Consider the following 19,030-nt stretch of genomic DNA (forward strand, 5'->3'; position numbering starts at 1 on the left):
AAAGAAGCTGTCTTTTTGAGACAGCTTCTTAAAATTTACCTTTGATTCTACCCTGTAGATGGGGCTTTTTATATATAATTGTAAATGTTTGACGTTTTCTTCTCTCATATTCTTGCAAAAGTATCACTAACCGAAGCGGAGAAGGCTACTATAGAAAGTTTTTTTACCCTCAAAAAGCTCCGGAAAAAACAGTATTTACTTCAGGAAGGGGAGGTCTGTAAATACATGTCATTTGTAGCCAAAGGTTTGCTCAGATCTTACAATGTTGATGAGAAAGGGGATGAACATATGCATATGTTTGCATGGGAAGGCTGGTGGATTTCAGATATGAGCAGCTTCTTCTCTGGTGAAAAAGCCGTTTTCAACATAGATGCCATAGAAAATTCCGAACTTTTGACAATTACGCGGGCAGATTTCGAAGAAATGACTTTAAAAATCCCGGTCATGGATCGTTATTTTCGTCTCCTTTTTCAGAATAGTCTGGTCACGAAAGAGCGAAGATTACTCAGCTCTATTACAGACGCAGCGGAAGAAAAATATATCCGGCTGACGAAGTACAGCCCGGAAATCATTCAAAGAATCCCCCAGAATCTGATTGCATCTTACCTGGGAATCACCCCTGAAACATTAAGCCGTATTAAGAAGAAGATTGCACTATACAAATAACCAGGGTTGATATAGATCAAGTTAATTTCTTGTTTTAGGTCAAGTGTCAACCTGGTCTGGCAGGCTATCTTTGCATTCAGATAGTTTAACCCTATAAATTCTCATGCTAAATACAAGAATTCCCAAAATATTAATTACCGGAGCAACCGGACAAGTCGGTAGTAAAACAATTGATTTTCTCTTGTCAAATAAAGAAATAGAACTAATAGCAGCGGTACGTTCCCCAGAGAAAGCAGCTCCGTTTACAGCTAAAGGAATTGCTACAGTTATCCTGGACTTTGATGACGAAAGTACACAGCTGTCTGCTCTTAAAGATATTGATCGTTTGCTGATAGTTACCGGTTATACCGTTGATATGTTGCGTCAAAGTAAGGCTTTATTGGATAATGCTAAAAAAGCAGGTGTAAAGCATGTAGTTCATCTGGGGGCTTGTGGTCGTGATGATACCACTGTTGCACATTGGGCGTGGCACCAGTTGATAGAAAGGTATATTGAATGGTCTGGATTTTCTTATACGCATTTACGTCCGGAAACTTTTATGCAAAACGTATTGAGTTATGGAGGTAAAAGAGCAATTGAAAATGGTATTATTCATGCTTATGTAGAGGGCGCGCGATTGAGCTGGGTAGATGTGGATGATGTGGCGCAAGTTGCTGCTTTGGCTTTGGCCTATCCTGAAGTGCATGGTGGGCAAACTTACAGGTTAGGTTACGATGCGATAACTTTTGATGAAATGGCTGGATTGATGACTTCTATCGTTGGAAAACCTTTTCATTATGAACCGCTTTCTCCTGAAATCTTCCTGCAGCAGATGAAAGATTCGGGTGCAGAAATGGCGTACATGGGTTGTGTATATGACCATTGGAAACGTTACGCCGCAGGGACAATTCCTGGTGCTGATGATACTTTTGATAACTTCTTTGAAATTACAGGAAAACAACCTGTGAAATGGATTGATTTTATTGAAAAACACAAGGCCGGGTTTGATTATTAAAAAAACTAAACGGACTTTTATAAGAGCTGAAGCCACAATGAAGGTGGCTTCTTCCCGCTTTTAATTTAATTGTAACTTTTGATCCCGAAGTTACTCTAAAAATAAAAAGAATATGAAATCTTTATATAACTATGCTGTTCTGGCTACATTAAGTGTCATGGCTGCTTTGCCAGCCGCCGCCCAACATAAGAGTAATGGATTTCAGCATGCAGACTCCTTATATCAAACAGTATCCGAATTGGATAGTAGTATGTTTTCGGCTTACAATAAACGTGATCTGGAAACTTTTATGAGCCATTTTTCTCCCGATCTTGAATTTTATGACGACAGAGGCGGTTTATCCGGCTATGCGCATAATTTAGCTGCATTTAAAAGAAATTTCACAGATCCTGTTCACTCTTCAAGACGTGAGTCGGTTAAAGGAAGTCTGGTAGTTTATCGTTTAGGCCGTTTCGGGGCATTAGCTATCGGAGTTCATAAATTTTATGGCACTGTTAATGGCAAGGAAGAATTAGAAGCTACTGCAAAGTTTACCGAAGTTTGGGAAAACAAGAATGATAAATGGCAGATAAAGAGGGAAATGAGCTATGATCACAGATAAGCTTGTTTGCATAAAGTATTAGTATACGGATAAATTAACAGAATTTAGCCATTGTACAAGTAATGTATCTGGCTGATCGTTCAATTTGATTTTCAGGAGTTTAGCAGGATCCGAATTGGAGAAGTTAATCAGAACAGAATCAGCATGATCAGCATAGATAGTTATGGTATATCCGTTGCCAGTTGTCAAGGATAGATAACCTGAAGAAGACTGTTCGGGGACCCAATATTGAAAATTCCCGGCAGAATCTGTTATTATTTTCTCAGAAAACCTGAAGATTTTTTTTCCTGCCTGCACATAAAGTTCGCGATCCTGATAATTATCAATATGGCCTTTTAAGAAAAAACCTTATTTATTCCGGGCGTTGATAAGGAATGACGAGCTAAACATCAGGCAGAGTAAAGTAAAGATAAATAGCTGTATTTTAATCATTTAATTTGGGTTCTTTTACAGATGGATACTTCAGCTCCTTAACCTGTAAATCATCAATGGTTGCTATAGCATCATATGCTCTTACTCCAATAGTACCACTTTTAAAAGTAGTATCTGTTACTGAAATCAGAGGTGCAGCAGCTTCATTAAAATAAACTTTAATAGCACTGCCTTTTGCCTCTATTCTGACCTTATAAGTTGTTCCGATTTCTAGTTTTTGAGTTTGTGATGCCAGTAAAACCCATTTCTGATCAATTGATTTACCTAATTCCACTTTTCCTGACGATGCATCAATCCCCAAATAATAGCCATTATAAGCATCAGCGCCGATGACCTGATGGCTAACTCTGAATAATAACCCTGCATTGCCACCCTTTGAATCAACCCTTATCAATGCCTCATAACTCAGATCATCAAATAATGTACCGCTTGCAATCGCTTTTGACCCATGTATCCCATATCCCCACGAACCTTTATTGGAAGCAGAATGAAATGCCCCGTCCTTAATATACCAGCTTCCACCATAAATTAACCAGTTCTTAAGTGTTGTGTGGTTGAAATCTTCTTTAAACTGCTTTCCTGAACTTTCTGGAATACCAATAACAGGGAAATTACTGATCCTGATGTTTTCACTCCCAAACGGTGTAAGTGTAATTTCTTCTGTTGGTTCTGAAGAAGCAACAGGGCTTGCTGGTACTTCTAAAGCATGCATTTGGTTATAAGCCAAAGTCCATGCAGGTATCTTTTTAGCTGAAACTTTAAGTTTAACAGGCGTAGTGGCCTGAATAAATGGATTCTCCGGCATGGCGGTCTGTTGAACTTTTATTGCACCCGCAAGGTCATAGCGGTTAATAACCAACCCGTAATTCCAGGCAGAAGTAGCAAACACCTCATAATCAAAAAAACCGTTTACCGGATGTGTTTTAACACGATTATATTTCGCATCTGGTTGCAATGCATACACAATCGGGCCCCGTTCTACGGTTACAGAATTATTCACCTGATCAGTTATCTTTACTTCCATTGGGAAGGTAAGCAAAACCTGGTCCTGGGTATTCCATGTTCTACTAATTGTATATAGCTGACCTGTTTTAACACCGGCTGCTTTTTTACCATTAATCGTGATCTGCGGATTTTTGCACCATGCTGGAATTCTTAACTTTAAAGGAAATGATGCCGTTTTTGCCAGTTCTATTTTAATTCTTATTTTTTCCTCAAAAGGATAGTCAGTAATAACCTGAAGCTTAACAGGGACTGAGTTTGCAACAAAAGCATTGACTTCAACTGGTGCATAAGCAATTACTGCCAGGCCTTTATCAGGAGTTGCTGTCCAACTGTTTTTTACAAAATAAGGCCAGCCCATGTGCATATTATACCTGCAACAACCCATGCCTGAATATGGACTTAAAAGCAGGGCCCCATCATAATCCTCATCAAAGCCGGAGTTCCCGTGTTTACAGACCACCTGATTTGGCTGGGTATAATATAAATGAGATTTGATATCTCTGCTAAACTGTGCTGGCAATGTATTAAAAGCAATCTTTTCCAATCTGTCTCCTAATTGTGCATCATGAACTATTCTCGCTGCGGTTTCCAGACTTTGCATCCATTCTACTACGGTACAGGTTTCAGTCCCTTGAAAAGAACTCTTTCCTGCCAGAAATTCAGTTCCCGACGCAATTCCTGAAGCCTGACCATGGTCTCTTATTAAATGGGCAATCCCTTTTTCAGTAGCTTCTCTGTAAAATGCCGTCTGTTCCAATTGTGAGTAAAGCACTGGAAATTTAAGGGCCTGACCTACACTGACGCTGTGTTTGGTATGGAAATCGTCACCGTAAAAATAAAATTGATTGCTGGTGTAAATAGCTGCCCACGGATAAGCTTGCGATTTTAGTTTTTCGGCGAGTGTTAAAAGTGATTTTTCGCCAGTTATATTATAGAGCCAGAATACAATTTCTATATTATCGCCTGTTCTTGATTTACTCCATTCCGTTAGGGGTTTTTGATCCAGATTGTTGAGCTGATATCTAAAATATCTGGTAAAAAAATCAATTACCCTTTTGTCACCAGTAGCCTCGTAATAACTTTGTATCGCATACATCATCGGCATCCGGGGCCACCAATCGTTCATTTTAACAGGGCCGAATGCACCATCAGGTTGTTGATGCGTTAAAGTCCAGTTTATCCACTTCTGCGCTTTTTTCTTTAATGCCGCATCATCCAACGTGTAAGCGAGCGCGACCAGACCTTTTACATAATAGGGGGCACGTTCCCAGCTTTCACCTTTGCCACCAAGCCAGTCAGAACCTGCGCCAAGATCGGAAGCTTCCGGATAAAGTTCTTCAGCATGTCCTGTCGCTCCGTCTTTTTGTAATTCCAGTTGTTTCAATAACCAGCCTTTAGCTTTGATACTGCCTAATGGGAGTTGTACGTAGCTAGCTGCTTCAAGAGGAGCACGGTTATAATGATACGGTGATTCCAATTTGTTTTGCGCAATAAGCAGTGAAGGAACCAAAGCAAGTGCTAAGGTTATAGATTTACTGACGTTCATATTTATAAATGGCTATGCGATCTGAAAAGCAAGTTTAACATAAATAATATACGTTTTATTGTCCGGATAGTAAATTGATACGATATGAAGAAATTTTGAAATAATTGATAGCTGGATGCTGAGAAAAATAAGCCGTTAGTTCATTTATAGTACATGAAATGTCGTTATTTGCAACTATTGAGTAGCAATTGAACTTTTGATAATGAAGAGTAACACCACAAATAATTATTCCCTGAAACGTCTCCCGCCAGCTCAATGGGAGGATTATAAATCGATAAGACTGGAAGCATTGCAAACTAATCCGGCTATGTTTGGCAGCAATTACCTGAAGGAATCTGCTTATAGTCAAAATGATTGGGTGTCTTTTTTAGAAAATAATAGACGTGCTATATTTGCTTTGTACGCTATGGAAGCGTTAATCGGTTTGACTGCTGTAACTCTGGATAAAGATGAGGAAACAAATGCGGTTTTATTTGCCTCTTTCATTAAGCCTGAATACCGTGGTAAGGGCTTGACAAAATTATTTTATCAAGCCCGGATTGACTGGGCACAGTCAAAAAACTGTGCGTCAATTACGGTCTCTCACAGAGCTGGTAATGAAATTTCTAAATCCGCAAATCAACGTTTCGGATTTAAATATGTGAATTCGAAAAATGTTGTCTGGCCAGATGGTGTTTATGCAGACGAACTTTTTTATTCTTTACAACTCTAGTGTTAAACCATGGTTAATCGTCTAACGTTAAACCATGGTTAATTCTGTTAACTGAGTGAAATGGCCTCGTATAATTCCTTATAGCTGCTCACTAAGTCATCGAGTTTAAATCCACGATTCAGCCCACTCGGGTTTGGTAATACCCACGCTATTGCCCCACAAAAATCTTCCGGCTGACGGCCCCATGAAATTTGCTTTTTCCCGGAAAATGCCAGGTAAGCAGCTTTACCCAAAAAAGCAATATATTTTGGCTGGTAATGTATTATTTTACTTTTAAATGCTTCGATAGAATTGTCAAATTCGACTTTTGAAAGTTCGTTTGCGCGAGCTGTTGCTCTATCTACCGCTGTAGTTAAACCATAGCCCAACTTGAGAATAACAGCACCGTTTTCAGGCTCAATTTGGTCAGGTGTAAAACCTGCCTGGTGCAAAACCTTCCAGAAGCGATTGCTTCGTCCGGAGAAATGATGTCCATCCGACGCAGATTTTAAACCGGGATTGATTCCGCAAAAAATAACTTTCAGCTCTTTATTAATAATATCAGTTAACATTGGTATTTAGTTTATACGTAAATGTTTGATTGGAAATCCGGGCTAAAGTTAACAGAGTTTTTCCCAGGTAAATCCAATAAGAAGAAAATGTGATCTAAGTCACCTGATTCTCTGAAATTTCATGCCGTAATTTGTTATGTCATTTAAGAAATCTATTGTAAAATGAAAACAACAAATAACACCATCGATATGCCAATACTCGGGTTTGGTACGCTGATTCCCGATGCGGCAGAAACATTAAGAGCTACCAGGGATGCATTGAAGGCTGGATTCCGGCACTTCGATTGCGCAGAAAGATATGGAAACGAGCTTGAGGTCGGTGAGGCTTTAAAGACTGGACTTGCAGCTGAAGGCCTTAACCGAGAAGACATCTTTGTAACCACCAAACTGTGGAACACAAATCATCGTCCAGATCGCGTTGAAGCAGCATTTGAAGCAAGTTTAGACAGACTTGGACTCAGCTATCTCGATCTCTACCTCGTTCATACTCCATTTGCATTTCAGCCGGGAGAGGAGCAGGATCCGCGTGATAAAAATGGGAATGTTATTTACGACGGTGAAGTGACTTTGCTTGACACCTGGAGGGCAATGGAGAATCTTGTGGACAGTGGTAAATGCAGGGCTATTGGATTATCTGATATTGGTTTGAAAGAGCTTTTACAAATCTATGAATCTGCGAGAATCAAACCAGCGGTAATCCAGGTCGAAGCACATCCTTATTTGCCGGAAACGGAACTTTTGGAGTTTTGTAAGGAGAAGGGGATTGTGTTTTTGGCTTTTGCTCCTTTAGGTCACGGAATAAGACCAGGGCTACTCGAAGACCCGGTTATTTTAGCCATTGCTGCACGTATTGGAAAAACACCTGCGCAGGTATTGTTAGCTTGGGCAGTTCAGCGTGGTACGGCTTTACTGACCACACCCAAAACTGCAGATCGTGCAAGAGAAAATTTTGATATCTCTTATTTGCCGCAAGACGCATTTGATGAAATTAATCGTATTCAGACCAGGCAGAGATTGAATGGGGTAGTGAAAACAGGGATTCCGGGTTTCATTGCAAAAGGCAATTGAACCGGAAAAATCAGATAGTTGATGTGTAATTTAGAAAAGACAAGTCAATCGGCTTTACAAAGCGCGGGTGACTTGTCTTAAAAGCGAGATAATTACGGGCTGGGGAATTAAAGGAGGATTTTAATCAATCTTTATGCTATCAACCGCTTTCTGCATAGCATGTTCTTTGATTCCTGGTACTTTTAAGCCTTCAGCACGAAATACAGTCAGATCTGTCATCCCTAAAAAGCCTAGAAAAGCTTTTAAATATGGAGCAACAAAGTCGTTGACTTTTCCAGGGCCTTCTGAATAAACGCCGCCGGAAGACATAGCCACATATACTTTTTTTCCTGTTACCTTTCCGACAGGACCATTTTCGCCATACCCAAAAGTTATTCCAGCCCTGGTAATGTGATCAATCCATGCCTTTAATCCAGTATGAATGGTGAAATTGTAAAGAGGTGCGCCTATGACAATGATGTCTGCGGCTAATAATTGTTGAACCACCTTGTCAGAAAATCGGATAGATTCTTTTTCTTCTTCAGTCAGCTGATCTTCAGGAATAAAAAATGTGCGAAGAACGGCGGGATTAAGATGTGGAATTTCGAGATCGACCAGGTTTACTTCCTCAAGTGTGCTACCCGGATATTTTTCCTGAATTTTTTCAACGATAGTTTGACCTAGCTTAATGCTGTACGATTCTTTGCCTTGCAGGCTTGAAATTAAATGAAGGATATGTTTCATAAAAAATTACTTATTTAATGATATGATCAATTGAAAATTCCGAGGTCCATTTTCTGTTGATGCAGAAGGGTTTCCTTCGCTCGGATTATCAAAACAAAAGTAGGGTTACCAGGTGATCAAAAGTTAGTACTTACCCAAAGGAAAGCGGTTACATTGAGGTAATGTGCTTACCTTTGGGTCTATGAAAATGATTATAAATGAGCTGCTTCCGGGCAACGAAGAATGTGCAGGCTCGCTTAAAAATGTGCTCGATGCGTTGTATGTCCTCAATGGAAAATGGAAGCTGGCTTTAATTCTTAGCCTGGTGCAATCATCAAAGCGTTTTAACGAGGTTCAGCATGCAATCCCTGGAATCTCATCCAAGGTATTGGCTAAAGAATTAAAAGATTTGGAGTTGAATGATTTTATCAAACGTAATGTATACCCGACTACACCAGTAAGCATTATCTATGAAGCAACAGCGTACAGCAGGACGCTGAAAAATGTGATAGGTGAATTAAGTGCCTGGGGTGAACAGCATAGAGAAAAAATTAAGCAAAGTATGCGGAAACCTTCTGTCAACAATACTGGAGAGCAAAATGTGTAACAAAACCTGATTTGCAGAAAATATTTATTTTCTTTATAATTACTATAGAAATCCATTTATATATTAAATTATAAGCAATATGCAACGCAGGAAATTTATCCAATCTACAGTGGCGGTTACTGCGGGTTTAGCATTAAATATCAAACCTGTAATTGCGGGTGATAAAGCTGCAGTTACAGATAATAAAGCACTGATGAAAAAGGAAATCTATGAATTTCGTGAATATGAAATGCACTTTGGTTCCGACCTGGGGCAAATGGAAAATTACTTTAAGACTGCTCTTATTCCTGGATTGAATAAATACGGGGTAAAAACAGTTGGTGTCTTCAAGGAATGGAGACAATCTGAACCAGCTAAAGTATACTTACTGATACCTTATTCTTCTCTTGATAACTACCTCTCCGTAAATTTAAAAGTAAAAGCGGATACAGATTACATTAAAAATAGCGTAGCCTATAATAGTATACCGGCGGATAAACCTGTATACAACCGCTTTACCGCTTCTTTGATGATTGCTTTTGATGGTTTTTCAAAAATGGTTGTTCCATCAGCCGAACCCCGGATATTTGAATTGAGAACTTATGAAGGCTATAGTGAAGAAGCTGTCAAAAGAAAGATTAAAATGTTCCATGACGGGGAGTTTTCTATTTTTAGCCGGGCAAAATTGAATCCTGTATTCTTTGGTGAAGTGATTGCGGGTGACAGACTACCACGTATCACTTATATGGTCACGTGTAACTGCATGGAAGGACGTGATCAAGGATGGTCTGCTTTCGTAGCTGATCCTGAATGGAAAAAACTAGCAGGGGATCCACAGTATGCAAATACTATTTCTAAAATTAACAATACCTTTTTGGTTCCCACACCATATTCACAGGTATAGTGCATTGACAATAAGTTATTCTATTTCGCTACAAATTCTAACTGTCCATTGTCGTACACGGGCTGCTCGATATTGAACATTTTAAATACTGTATGTTTCGTAATTGTCTTATTTATAGTTGCTTATTGGGTTTTTTGGATTTGGCACGTAGTTGGTCATTCCGGAACTGATGCTAACCACAGCCCACGCTTAAGGTGATGAGGTTTGAGATAAGTGTGAAAGAAGTTACGATATTTAAACTTACAATAAGATATGTTCAGATTAAACTTGAAAATCGCATTGCGAAACCTTTGGAAAAATAAAGGGTTTACACTTATAAATGTTGGCGGTTTAGGTATTGGGCTCGCGAGCTGTATGATTTTGTTACTTTATGTAAACTACGAATGGGGATATGATAAGCAATTTGATAAGCATGAGGATACTTATGTAGTTTATCAAAATGTTCCATCTAGTGGTAAAATCTTCAGTTGGGCGTGGACGCCTAACGTCATGGCACAGGAAGTTAGAGAAAAAATCCCCGGTGTGGAAGCGGCATCGCATTCAACTTATCCCAATTCAAACCTGATTACTTATGGAACTCAAAAAATAAAAGGGGCTGGTATTTTTACTGATCCTTCCTTTCTCAAAATATTGAATTATAAATTCATCAAAGGCAATCCGAATGCAGTATTGAGAAATGTAAATAGTATCATCCTGACCAGATCTTTTTCACTGAAATTGTTTGGAAATGAAGATCCGATAAATAAAACTGTAAAGCTAGCTAATACAGAGCTATTAAAGGTTGAAGGCATAATTGAAGATGTACCAGCCAATAGCAGCATTCAATTTCAATATTTAATGACCTGGAACCTCTACGAAAAGCGGGAGCCTTGGGTCCGTGACAGAAATTGGGGCAACAATATTTGTTTAACATTGGTGCAACTCAAAAGTCAGGCTGTTTTTGAACAAGCCAACTCTCAAATAAAGGACATTTATCAGCGTAACCTAAAAGCAAGCACCGGCAAAGCACTTCTTTTTCCCATAGATAAATGGCATTTATACGATGAGTTTGTGAATGGTAAATCTATAGGTGGAAAGATCGACCAGTTAAAGATTTTCATTCTGCTTGCTGTGTGTATATTAATGATTGCCTGCGTAAACTTTATGAATCTATCTACCGCAAATTCCGAAAAAAGAGCTAAAGAAGTTGGTGTGCGTAAGGCAATTGGCTCTTCGCGAAAATCATTGATTGGTCAATTCCTGCTGGAGTCCCTGATCTTAGCCGGGATGAGTACAATGCTTGCTTTTTTACTGACGGAAATCAGCTTGCCGTATTTTAATCAGCTATTAGATTTACACTTGATTATCCAATATGATAACTGGAATTTTTGGCTTATCCTGATAGCCATGATGGTATTTACCGGATTAATAGCTGGAAGTTATCCTGCGCTTTATCTTTCTTCCTTCGAACCTGTTAAGGTGCTTAAGGGACTCAATGGTAAGGCGGGAAATGCAGTTTCTATTAGAAAAGTACTGGTTGTCTTTCAGTTTGTCTTTGCGGTATGCACCATCATTTGTACCGCTGTTATTTATCAGCAGTTATCATTTATAAAGGAAAAGCCTATTGGATATGACAGGCACAATTTGATACAATTAACTGTTCAGGGAAATCTGGAAAATGAAAATAAGCTCAATTTGCTTAAGGATAAGTTGTTAAAATCAGGAGCAGCTACGTCTGTATCATTTTTTAGCCACGATATCAGTGAGGGTGGGAATAATACGATGGATGTAGAATGGCCGGGAAAGGACATAAATCAAGATGTTATCTTCAACCAACGGGGTGTGGGGTATGATTTTATTAAAACGATTGGAACTGAACTCATCGCTGGGCGGGAGTTTTCTGCCAAATTTCCTAATGATTCCACGCATATGATGCTGAACGAATCTGCTGTCAAAACAATTGGGCTAAAAGAGCCTCTGGGAAAAGTAATCGAATGGAACAACAAACATTGGACAGTTGTAGGTATTGTTAAAGATTTTATAGTTGAATCTGCTTATGAAAAAGCCGCACCAATGATCTTTTATCCAATAAAATATAGTGGAGCAGCAACCGTTTTAATTCGATTGGATCCGGCATCAAACTTAGCAAGCTCATTGAATAAAATTGACAAGAGTGTTCAGGATATTGAGCCCAGCTTCCCGGTCGACCGGAAATTCGTTAATGAATCTTTTGCCTTGAAATTTAAAAATGAACAGCTTTTGGGAACACTTTCAAATTGGTTTGGAGGCTTTGCAATCTTTATTTCGTGTTTAGGACTGTTAGGGCTCGCCTTGTTTATGGCAGAGCAGCGTAAGAGAGAAATTAGTATCAGGAAGGTTTTGGGTGCAAGCACGGTAAATATTCTGACGCTTTTGAACAAGGATTTCATAAAGCTTGTCGCTATCGCAAATATTATCGCTTTTCCATTAGCTTATGTTATTGTCAATAAGTGGCTTTCGGCCTTCGAATATCGTGTATCTATTTCTGCTTTACCTTTTATCCTGGCAATTTGTCTATCTGTTTTGGTCGCCATTTTAACTGTTAGCTTGCAATCTGTGAAAGTAGCTAAGGCTAATCCAATCGATGCATTGAAATACGAATAAGTTTGTGCGAAGTTACTTATCACTGTACAATAAAGAGGGAGCCAAAGGCTCCCTCTTTATTGTACAGTGTCTAAGAATGTTTTTTGTGGTTTTTCTAAGAATGTTGCTCCTCATGAACTCCTTCTGCAAATTCTTCGACCATTTTATCGTTAAATGCGGGAAGGTCGTCCGGGCTTCGGCTGGTTACAAGACCTTCATCAACAATTACTTCTAAATCGTCCCATTGGGCACCCGCATTCACAAGATCAATTTTTATAGTTTTAGTTGAAGTCATTTTTCTACCTTTTACAACCTCTGCTGTGATGAGTACCTGGGGACCATGACAAATAGCTGCTACCGGTTTTCCAGCACTGAAAAATGCTTTAACAAAAGTAACGGCCTGATCGTTTTTTCTTAAGGCATCAGGATTTAATACTCCGCCTGGAATTAGCAGACCATCATAGTCATCAGCGCTGGCTTCGGCGATCGTTTTGTCAACATCTACTTCAATAGTCCACTCATGATCACCCTTCATTGCTTGAATCTTTCCTAACTTGGAAGAGATGATATGAACTGTAGCACCTTCTTCTTTTAATCTTTGAACCGGGCTGGTCAATTCTGTTTCTTCAAAACCGCTTTCCGATAAAACGGCAATGTTTCGATTATTTAATTGTCCCATATTATTTTACTTAAGTTTTATCTTTTAATTACTATAACTACAAATCCTGCCTGCAGAAAGTTTTTGCGATTATTATTTTATGATAGTGAGGGAGGGGGCATCCAGCTCCACAACAGAGTGTTGCGTGAATGCTATATAGTTATTCGTTACTTCTATGCTGAATTATCTGGATTAGGATGGATTTGATTCAAACATTAAACTTTTGAGGACTTCATATGTTTGCTAAATCAGATGATTGTAAATTATACAGAATCAGGATGGGAAATCATTACTCAGCGGTCGCATGGATTACTAGCTGCACAGATTTGTGCGCATTGGAATAAATCCGGTCATGGAAGATACTGGGTGGAAACAATAGTCGCTACAGCCGAACATGATGATGTTTACAACGAGTTTGAAAACCACGATCTGGTCAATGCTCAAGGTGGTCCATTAAATTTTAAGATGACAGAATTTAAAAAGGATTATGCGATCCGTTTGATGCAGATGGCAGAAACTAAGGGGGCCTGGATAGCTTTAATGGTCTCCCGTCATATTCAGTTCGTTCATGGAGGAGATCCAAAAGCCTCAACCTTTATTACAGAACTTAAAAAACGAGAGAAACTTTGGATGAAAATTTTGTCAGTTTCTCCGTCAGAAATAAGCTCAGCTTATCGTTTATTGGAATTCTGTGATGCTTTTTCCTTATTAATCTGTCAGCATGCTATTCAGCCTGAACAGCGTAAAATGGATATTAGTGCTGGTCCTGATGAGGTAGTTTATACGGTGAGGGAGAAGTCTGATCAGGTAATGGTGGTCGATCCATGGCCATTTGAACTGGAGAAATTTAAATTGAGTTATGAGTCCAGGACAATAGCACAATTGTGTTTTAAAGATGCCTCTGAATTTCGTAAGATAGTTTTTGATACGCCTGCAGTTTTGCATGAGCTGATAATTAAAAAAGATTGAAAATTATAGATAAGTGAAAAATAGGATATTCGAATTGAAAAATAAATTATTGGAATTGAAAGACAGGATATCGGAATTGAAAGAAATAAGGTATAGGGGGCATTTACCAGCCTCTAGATCACAAGGAGTTTAAAAATAGATTTATGAAAAAGACACTAACTATAGCCAATAGCACTGCCTTAATCATCACAATTGTGATTAATTATCTTGCGAATACCGGAATATTTAATGGCAACACCATGAAAACGGTTTCTGATAATTATTTCAATTATTTTACGCCGGCAGGTTATGCATTCTCAATCTGGGGACTCATTTATCTCGGTTTATCAGGTTTTGTGTTTTATTCGTGGCGCAGTCTTCTTAAGGAGAAAGAAGAGGATTCACTACTCTTGAAAATTAATTGGTGGTTTGTACTTTCCTGCTGTGCCAATTCCCTATGGGTTATTGCGTGGCTTTATGATTATACAGGCTTATCAATTGTTATTATGGCTGTTTTATTGGGCTCCTTATTAAAAATTATCGTTAACACAGGGATGGAACTGGAAGCTCGCCCATTAAAAATGTATCTTTTCGTTTTTTGGCCTTTTGCGCTTTATTCCGGATGGATTTCTGTAGCGATTATCGCTAATATTGCAGCCTATCTGACTAAAATCAAATGGGATGGATGGGGGATTTCTGATGTGACCTGGACAATTATCATGATTTTAATAGCTGGGGTGATCAATGTATTTATGATCAGGAAACGAAACTTACGTGAATATGGTGTAGTTGGAATCTGGGCATTAATGGCTATTTCTGTATCAAATAAATATACGAATGGCAGCACGGCCGTCATCTATACTGGTTACGCTGCTGCAGCAATCTTATTAGTTTTTATCGTACTGAGCGGTTTGAAAAACCGGAATAGTTCAATTGATAAGATGTAACATGTCTTCCAATTTGATGAGACTAGTGTCTTAAACTAGCAAAAGAGAACAAGAATGTTAAGAATATTATAGTACTGCGGATTCAGGTTATAGTATTACCTGGTTATATTCGTGCGTTTTAAAAGATTAATTATGCGTACACATTCAAAAGAAACACAAAGTAGCTTGACACCTGATCTGGCACTTGAAATTTTAAAAGAAGGAAACGAGAGGTTTGTAAATAATTTAAAAGCAAACCGAAACCTTTTACAGCAAGTGAATGAGACTTCTGCCGGGCAATTTCCTTTTGCCACTATTTTAAGTTGTATGGACAGCCGTACATCTGCAGAATTGATTTTCGACCAGGGGCTTGGTGATATTTTCAGTATTCGGATAGCAGGGAATATTCTAAATGAAGATATTTTAGGAAGTATGGAATTTGCCACCAAAGTGGTGGGCACTAAAATAGTAATCGTGCTTGGGCATACAAAATGTGGAGCTATCGTTGGAGCTTGTAATAACGTGAAAATGGGAAACCTTACAGGATTACTGGATAAAGTCATTCCGGCAATAGAGAGCGAAAAAATTACTCAGGAAAACAGAAATGGCTCAAATCCTTCATTTGTAAATAATGTGACTAAACTAAACGTGCAATTAACAATTGAACGTATCAGAAAAGAGAGTCAGATCGTATCTGAATTAGAGCAGCAAAAGGATATTAAGATTATAGGAGCTGTTTATGATGTGGATAATGGGAAAGTCGATTTCTTCGATTAGCTGTTTTGCCTTGTAAAAGCACAGCCCGTTATCTTTAATTAAAGGGCTGTGCTTTAAAGTATAATGTTTAACATTCGTTATGATTGAACGTTAAACGAAAAGTTGAACCAACTCCTAATTCACTTTCAGCAACTATTGTACCCTCATGTTTTTCGATTATTCGTTTTACAATAGCTAGCCCAACACCTGAACCCTCAATATCTTTGACATTGTCCATTCTGTTAAATAGTTCAAATATGCTCAATAAGTCATTTTGAGCGATTCCAATGCCGTTATCTATGATACTATAATGGACTTTATTCCCAATTAATTCACCAGATATATGGACTTTAGGTGCGCTGGAATGTTGAGAATATTTTACCGCATTGCCTATCAGGTTAGAAAATACTTGCAATACCATAATAGGGTCGCCTTGCAGATCCGGAACTTCGCCGACAACGATTTTTAAATTTTTGTTGGCATAGATCAGCTGAAGATCGTTAACAATTTCGGTTATTAAATTTTCCGTTTTAATAGGTTGGAAGAGCATTGCTGTGCGCCCAACACGTGAATAATCGAGGACAGCGTTAATCATTAAATTCATTTGATCTGCCCGGTCAGCGATTCTATGCAGCATTTTTTGGCCGCGCTCTAAAATGTTCTGGTCCCTGATCAGTAGTTGGGCATAACTTTTAATTGATGCAATAGGATTCTTCAAATCATGAGAAATGGTATAACTAAAGCTTTCCAGCTCCTGATAGGCCAATTTAAGTCTTTCATTCATCAAACGTGCAGTTCCAGCTTTGTGGTTTAGTCCGTAATTGACTTCCTCTTTCAATTTGATAACAGCCTTTATATCTTCAATAGACCAACCCTCAGCAACACCAGTTATGGTTTCCGTCCATATTGCGAATGAATTTCTGGGAGAAATGTTCAGTAACCCATTGTTATCCATTATTACCGGTTTGTCTGGATTTCCTGCCCATTTAACGTTTTGAACCTGTTCTGCCCGGAACCAGATCAGATAATCTCCCAGTTCTTTAGAAAGTACTGAAATCAATATCCCGCTTGCACTATCTTCATAGGCAGCAGCTTTGGGATACACCGAAGAGAAGCTGTCAGTTTGATATAGCGTATCTTTTACCTGGTCATTTATCCAAAACATTAAATCAAGTAATTGTTGATCATTGGGTGTACTCCCCAATTTATATATTTTGTTATCGTGCACAAGAACAGCACCATCAGACTTGACTACATCTAATAATGTAGTTTCCTCTGAAGTCAGCGCTTTTTCTATACTTTCGGTTTCAAGCAACTGTTTAATGATCTTTTCCAGGCTGTTTTTAAATTCATTTTCGTTTCTCAGGAGTTCTTCATTTTGTCTGAACTCAAGTGCAGATGATGTTATCTGGCCGATTAGCTTGGCATATTCCCTGGATTTAAAATCAATGAAACGTTGTGTGTAATTATGACAAGCAATTAATCCCCATAACTCATCTTTAAATTTCAAGGAAATACTGAAGCTGGATGCCACACCCATGTTTTTTAAGTACTGAATATGGATAGGGGATACTGCTCTTAATTGGCTGAATGTTAAATCCAGGTCCTGGGGATTATTTTTTGCTTTATTAATTCTGGCTGGATGTGATTCAACATCAGCAATTAATCTTGTTAAGTTCAATTTATATAATTCACGTGCTTGCCTGGGTATATCCGATGCTGGATAATGTAAACCAAGCCATGGAGACAAATCCTCATTTTTAGATTCAGCTACAACTTCACCGTGACCATCTCTTGCAAAGCGATAGATCATTACTCTATCAAAATCTATAACCTGTTTTACTTGAATAGCAGTATTTTCGAGTAATTCCTCCAATTTTGAATAGGTAAGAATTTCAGCAATGGTGTTACCCATCAGCCCTTGAACATCTAATTGGAAACTGGATGCCGATAATTCGAATTCTAAAATGTAACTGCTGTTACTTACAGAAATTATTAAATAATAATGGATTCCTGAAATCGTTATCGGAATCGGATTAATCCTTTCAAATCCTTTAACTTTTCCGGAAGAAATCAGCTGTCTGATGAAATCAGGTTGATAACCCTCATCAAGTAAACCTTCTATATGACCAATCGATTTACCTATCAATAAATCAGGAACCGGGGATATAAAATTACTAATGTTATTGCTGTGAAATTGAATGCTCATTTCGTCATCAATGACGACCATAAAACCGTGAGATTGTATTTGTCCTGGGATGTGAATTGGCTCAATATCACAATTAGTTAAATCAACTTGGAAATTAGACATCACATTTAATTAGATTGTAAATATGGACTATTTATTACGGTTTATAAAGCTTTATTAACTCACTGCAAATTATAGTCGAAAATAGAGCTGATTAATTATTTATTAAAAAAAAGTAAATGTTTGTTTATTGGATTATTCCTGATTTTTAATCCATAAATGTATTGGCGTATATTTGTCATTTTGAAAATAATCGGAAAATGAAAGTAACATTTATCAGGCATTCAAAAGTATTATTTAGCTGGAAGAAACTTTATGATGCGAGTTCATTTGAATTCGCTTGTCAAGAATATGATCGTTTTCCTGTTCAGATAGGAGAAAAGATGAAAATTGAAAGCCAAACAATTTATATAAGCAAATTGATGAGGACCGAGGCTACAGCTAAAAATCTCTTTCATCAGGAAATTGAATTGATAAAAACAGGCCTTCTGAATGAAATTCCTTTAAAGCCTTTTATAAATACCAAATTCCCGATCCCAACAATCCTATGGATGGCTATCGGCAGGTTACAATGGTACTTTAACAATTCAACGCAGCCGGAAACAAGAAAGGAATCCGAAAATCGGATAAATAAGTTTTTAGACCATATCCTGGCTAATAAACTGGACTGTGTGATTATTGGACACGGCTTTTACTTTGCCCAGATGGTTAATCAAATGAAAAGAAGGGCATTTAAAGGAGACGCGAAGAAAAGATTGAAAAATGAAGAATTAAGGATATTTGTCACAACAGATTAAATAGCAATTTATCAAAAAATAAATAAATCCAATAATACAAGCAAGTATTTAGAACGTGTAGCGTTATAATAGCAATTAACCAGGTAAAGGATCAGGCAGCTTATCAAATGGAATATAAAATCAAATTTAAAGACGGAACTACTAAAATCATTCAAATCCTTGCTACAACCTTTAAAAAACTTAAAGTATGGAAAGTTGGTTTTGATGACGGAAAAGAAATTCTACTTTACAAAGTTGGGACAGAATGGATGCAGCGCACAGAAGATTATCTGGAAGAATGTTATGTCATCTCCATTGGAGCCTATATTGATAGCCTGGAATTAAATTAG

Annotated in this window: 18 protein-coding genes; 13 read left to right on the forward strand and 5 right to left on the reverse strand. The window is 38.1% G+C overall.

Going from position 1 to position 19,030, the window contains the following annotated elements; genetic code table 11:
* Window positions 1-84: 84 nt before the first annotated feature.
* The 3 genes from ABIB30_RS20395 (at window position 85) to ABIB30_RS20405 (ending at window position 2,261) form a co-directional block, all read left to right on the forward strand.
* On the forward strand, window positions 85-666 hold the full coding sequence (locus ABIB30_RS20395) for a Crp/Fnr family transcriptional regulator (protein ID WP_354304885.1): 582 nt from the start codon (window positions 85-87) through the stop codon (window positions 664-666).
* A gap of 103 nt (window positions 667-769) precedes the next feature.
* Window positions 770-1,660, forward strand: a complete 891-nt coding sequence (locus ABIB30_RS20400) for an SDR family oxidoreductase (protein ID WP_354304886.1) — start codon at window positions 770-772, stop codon at window positions 1,658-1,660.
* Window positions 1,661-1,772: 112 nt separating this feature from the next.
* Complete coding sequence (locus tag ABIB30_RS20405) at window positions 1,773-2,261, forward strand: nuclear transport factor 2 family protein (protein WP_354304887.1); 489 nt, start codon at window positions 1,773-1,775, stop codon at window positions 2,259-2,261.
* Window positions 2,262-2,685: 424 nt separating this feature from the next.
* Here ABIB30_RS20405 and ABIB30_RS20410 read toward each other — a convergent pair whose 3' ends face one another.
* The gene (locus tag ABIB30_RS20410; RefSeq protein WP_354304888.1) at window positions 2,686-5,244 is read right to left on the reverse strand and encodes a beta-L-arabinofuranosidase domain-containing protein; all 2,559 of its coding nucleotides are present in this window, start codon (window positions 5,242-5,244) and stop codon (window positions 2,686-2,688) included.
* Window positions 5,245-5,446: 202 nt separating this feature from the next.
* Between ABIB30_RS20410 and ABIB30_RS20415 the strand changes: the two genes are divergently transcribed.
* Window positions 5,447-5,956 carry a GNAT family N-acetyltransferase gene (locus ABIB30_RS20415; protein WP_354304889.1) on the forward strand — a complete coding sequence of 170 codons (510 nt, stop codon included), beginning with the start codon at window positions 5,447-5,449 and terminating at the stop codon, window positions 5,954-5,956.
* Between the two features lie 47 nt (window positions 5,957-6,003).
* Here ABIB30_RS20415 and mug read toward each other — a convergent pair whose 3' ends face one another.
* Complete coding sequence (gene mug / locus ABIB30_RS20420; RefSeq protein WP_354304890.1) at window positions 6,004-6,507, reverse strand: G/U mismatch-specific DNA glycosylase; 504 nt, start codon at window positions 6,505-6,507, stop codon at window positions 6,004-6,006.
* Between the two features lie 189 nt (window positions 6,508-6,696).
* Between mug and ABIB30_RS20425 the strand changes: the two genes are divergently transcribed.
* On the forward strand, window positions 6,697-7,575 hold the full coding sequence (locus tag ABIB30_RS20425; protein WP_354304891.1) for an aldo/keto reductase: 879 nt from the start codon (window positions 6,697-6,699) through the stop codon (window positions 7,573-7,575).
* Window positions 7,576-7,695: 120 nt separating this feature from the next.
* Here ABIB30_RS20425 and ABIB30_RS20430 read toward each other — a convergent pair whose 3' ends face one another.
* Window positions 7,696-8,298, reverse strand: coding sequence for an FMN-dependent NADH-azoreductase (locus ABIB30_RS20430; RefSeq protein WP_354304892.1), 603 nt, complete (start codon window positions 8,296-8,298; stop codon window positions 7,696-7,698).
* Between the two features lie 181 nt (window positions 8,299-8,479).
* Here ABIB30_RS20430 and ABIB30_RS20435 point away from each other — a divergent pair, with 181 nt between their 5' ends.
* The 3 genes from ABIB30_RS20435 (at window position 8,480) to ABIB30_RS20445 (ending at window position 12,389) form a co-directional block, all read left to right on the forward strand.
* A complete protein-coding gene (locus tag ABIB30_RS20435; RefSeq protein ID WP_354304893.1) occupies window positions 8,480-8,884 on the forward strand; it encodes a winged helix-turn-helix transcriptional regulator in 405 nt (134 codons plus the stop codon).
* A gap of 79 nt (window positions 8,885-8,963) precedes the next feature.
* Window positions 8,964-9,767: an NIPSNAP family protein gene (locus ABIB30_RS20440; protein ID WP_354304894.1), complete on the forward strand. Its 804-nt coding sequence runs from the start codon at window positions 8,964-8,966 to the stop codon at window positions 9,765-9,767.
* A 252-nt stretch (window positions 9,768-10,019) separates the two neighbouring features.
* Entirely contained in the window at window positions 10,020-12,389 is a 2,370-nt protein-coding gene (locus tag ABIB30_RS20445; RefSeq protein WP_354304895.1) for an ABC transporter permease, read from the forward strand.
* 94 nt (window positions 12,390-12,483) lie between these two features.
* Here ABIB30_RS20445 and ABIB30_RS20450 read toward each other — a convergent pair whose 3' ends face one another.
* Window positions 12,484-13,047 carry a type 1 glutamine amidotransferase domain-containing protein gene (locus ABIB30_RS20450; protein ID WP_354304896.1) on the reverse strand — a complete coding sequence of 188 codons (564 nt, stop codon included), beginning with the start codon at window positions 13,045-13,047 and terminating at the stop codon, window positions 12,484-12,486.
* Window positions 13,048-13,278: 231 nt separating this feature from the next.
* On the opposite strand from ABIB30_RS20450, the gene ABIB30_RS20455 reads away from it, so the two are divergent.
* The 3 genes from ABIB30_RS20455 (at window position 13,279) to ABIB30_RS20465 (ending at window position 15,677) form a co-directional block, all read left to right on the forward strand.
* Window positions 13,279-13,995, forward strand: coding sequence for a DUF3891 family protein (locus ABIB30_RS20455; RefSeq protein ID WP_354304897.1), 717 nt, complete (start codon window positions 13,279-13,281; stop codon window positions 13,993-13,995).
* Window positions 13,996-14,138: 143 nt separating this feature from the next.
* A complete protein-coding gene (locus tag ABIB30_RS20460) occupies window positions 14,139-14,921 on the forward strand; it encodes a TspO-related membrane protein (protein WP_354304898.1) in 783 nt (260 codons plus the stop codon).
* 132 nt (window positions 14,922-15,053) lie between these two features.
* Window positions 15,054-15,677: a carbonic anhydrase family protein gene (locus ABIB30_RS20465; RefSeq protein WP_354304899.1), complete on the forward strand. Its 624-nt coding sequence runs from the start codon at window positions 15,054-15,056 to the stop codon at window positions 15,675-15,677.
* A gap of 67 nt (window positions 15,678-15,744) precedes the next feature.
* Here ABIB30_RS20465 and ABIB30_RS20470 read toward each other — a convergent pair whose 3' ends face one another.
* Window positions 15,745-17,967, reverse strand: coding sequence for an ATP-binding protein (locus ABIB30_RS20470; protein WP_354304900.1), 2,223 nt, complete (start codon window positions 17,965-17,967; stop codon window positions 15,745-15,747).
* 197 nt (window positions 17,968-18,164) lie between these two features.
* Between ABIB30_RS20470 and ABIB30_RS20475 the strand changes: the two genes are divergently transcribed.
* Window positions 18,165-18,701 (forward strand): hypothetical protein, encoded by a 537-nt coding sequence (locus ABIB30_RS20475; RefSeq protein ID WP_354304901.1) that lies wholly within the window; start codon window positions 18,165-18,167, stop codon window positions 18,699-18,701.
* 107 nt (window positions 18,702-18,808) lie between these two features.
* Window positions 18,809-19,030, forward strand: a complete 222-nt coding sequence (locus ABIB30_RS20480; RefSeq protein WP_354304902.1) for a hypothetical protein — start codon at window positions 18,809-18,811, stop codon at window positions 19,028-19,030.

The sequence above is a fragment of the Pedobacter sp. UYP1 genome (assembly GCF_040547305.1).
GTDB lineage: Bacteria > Bacteroidota > Bacteroidia > Sphingobacteriales > Sphingobacteriaceae > Pedobacter.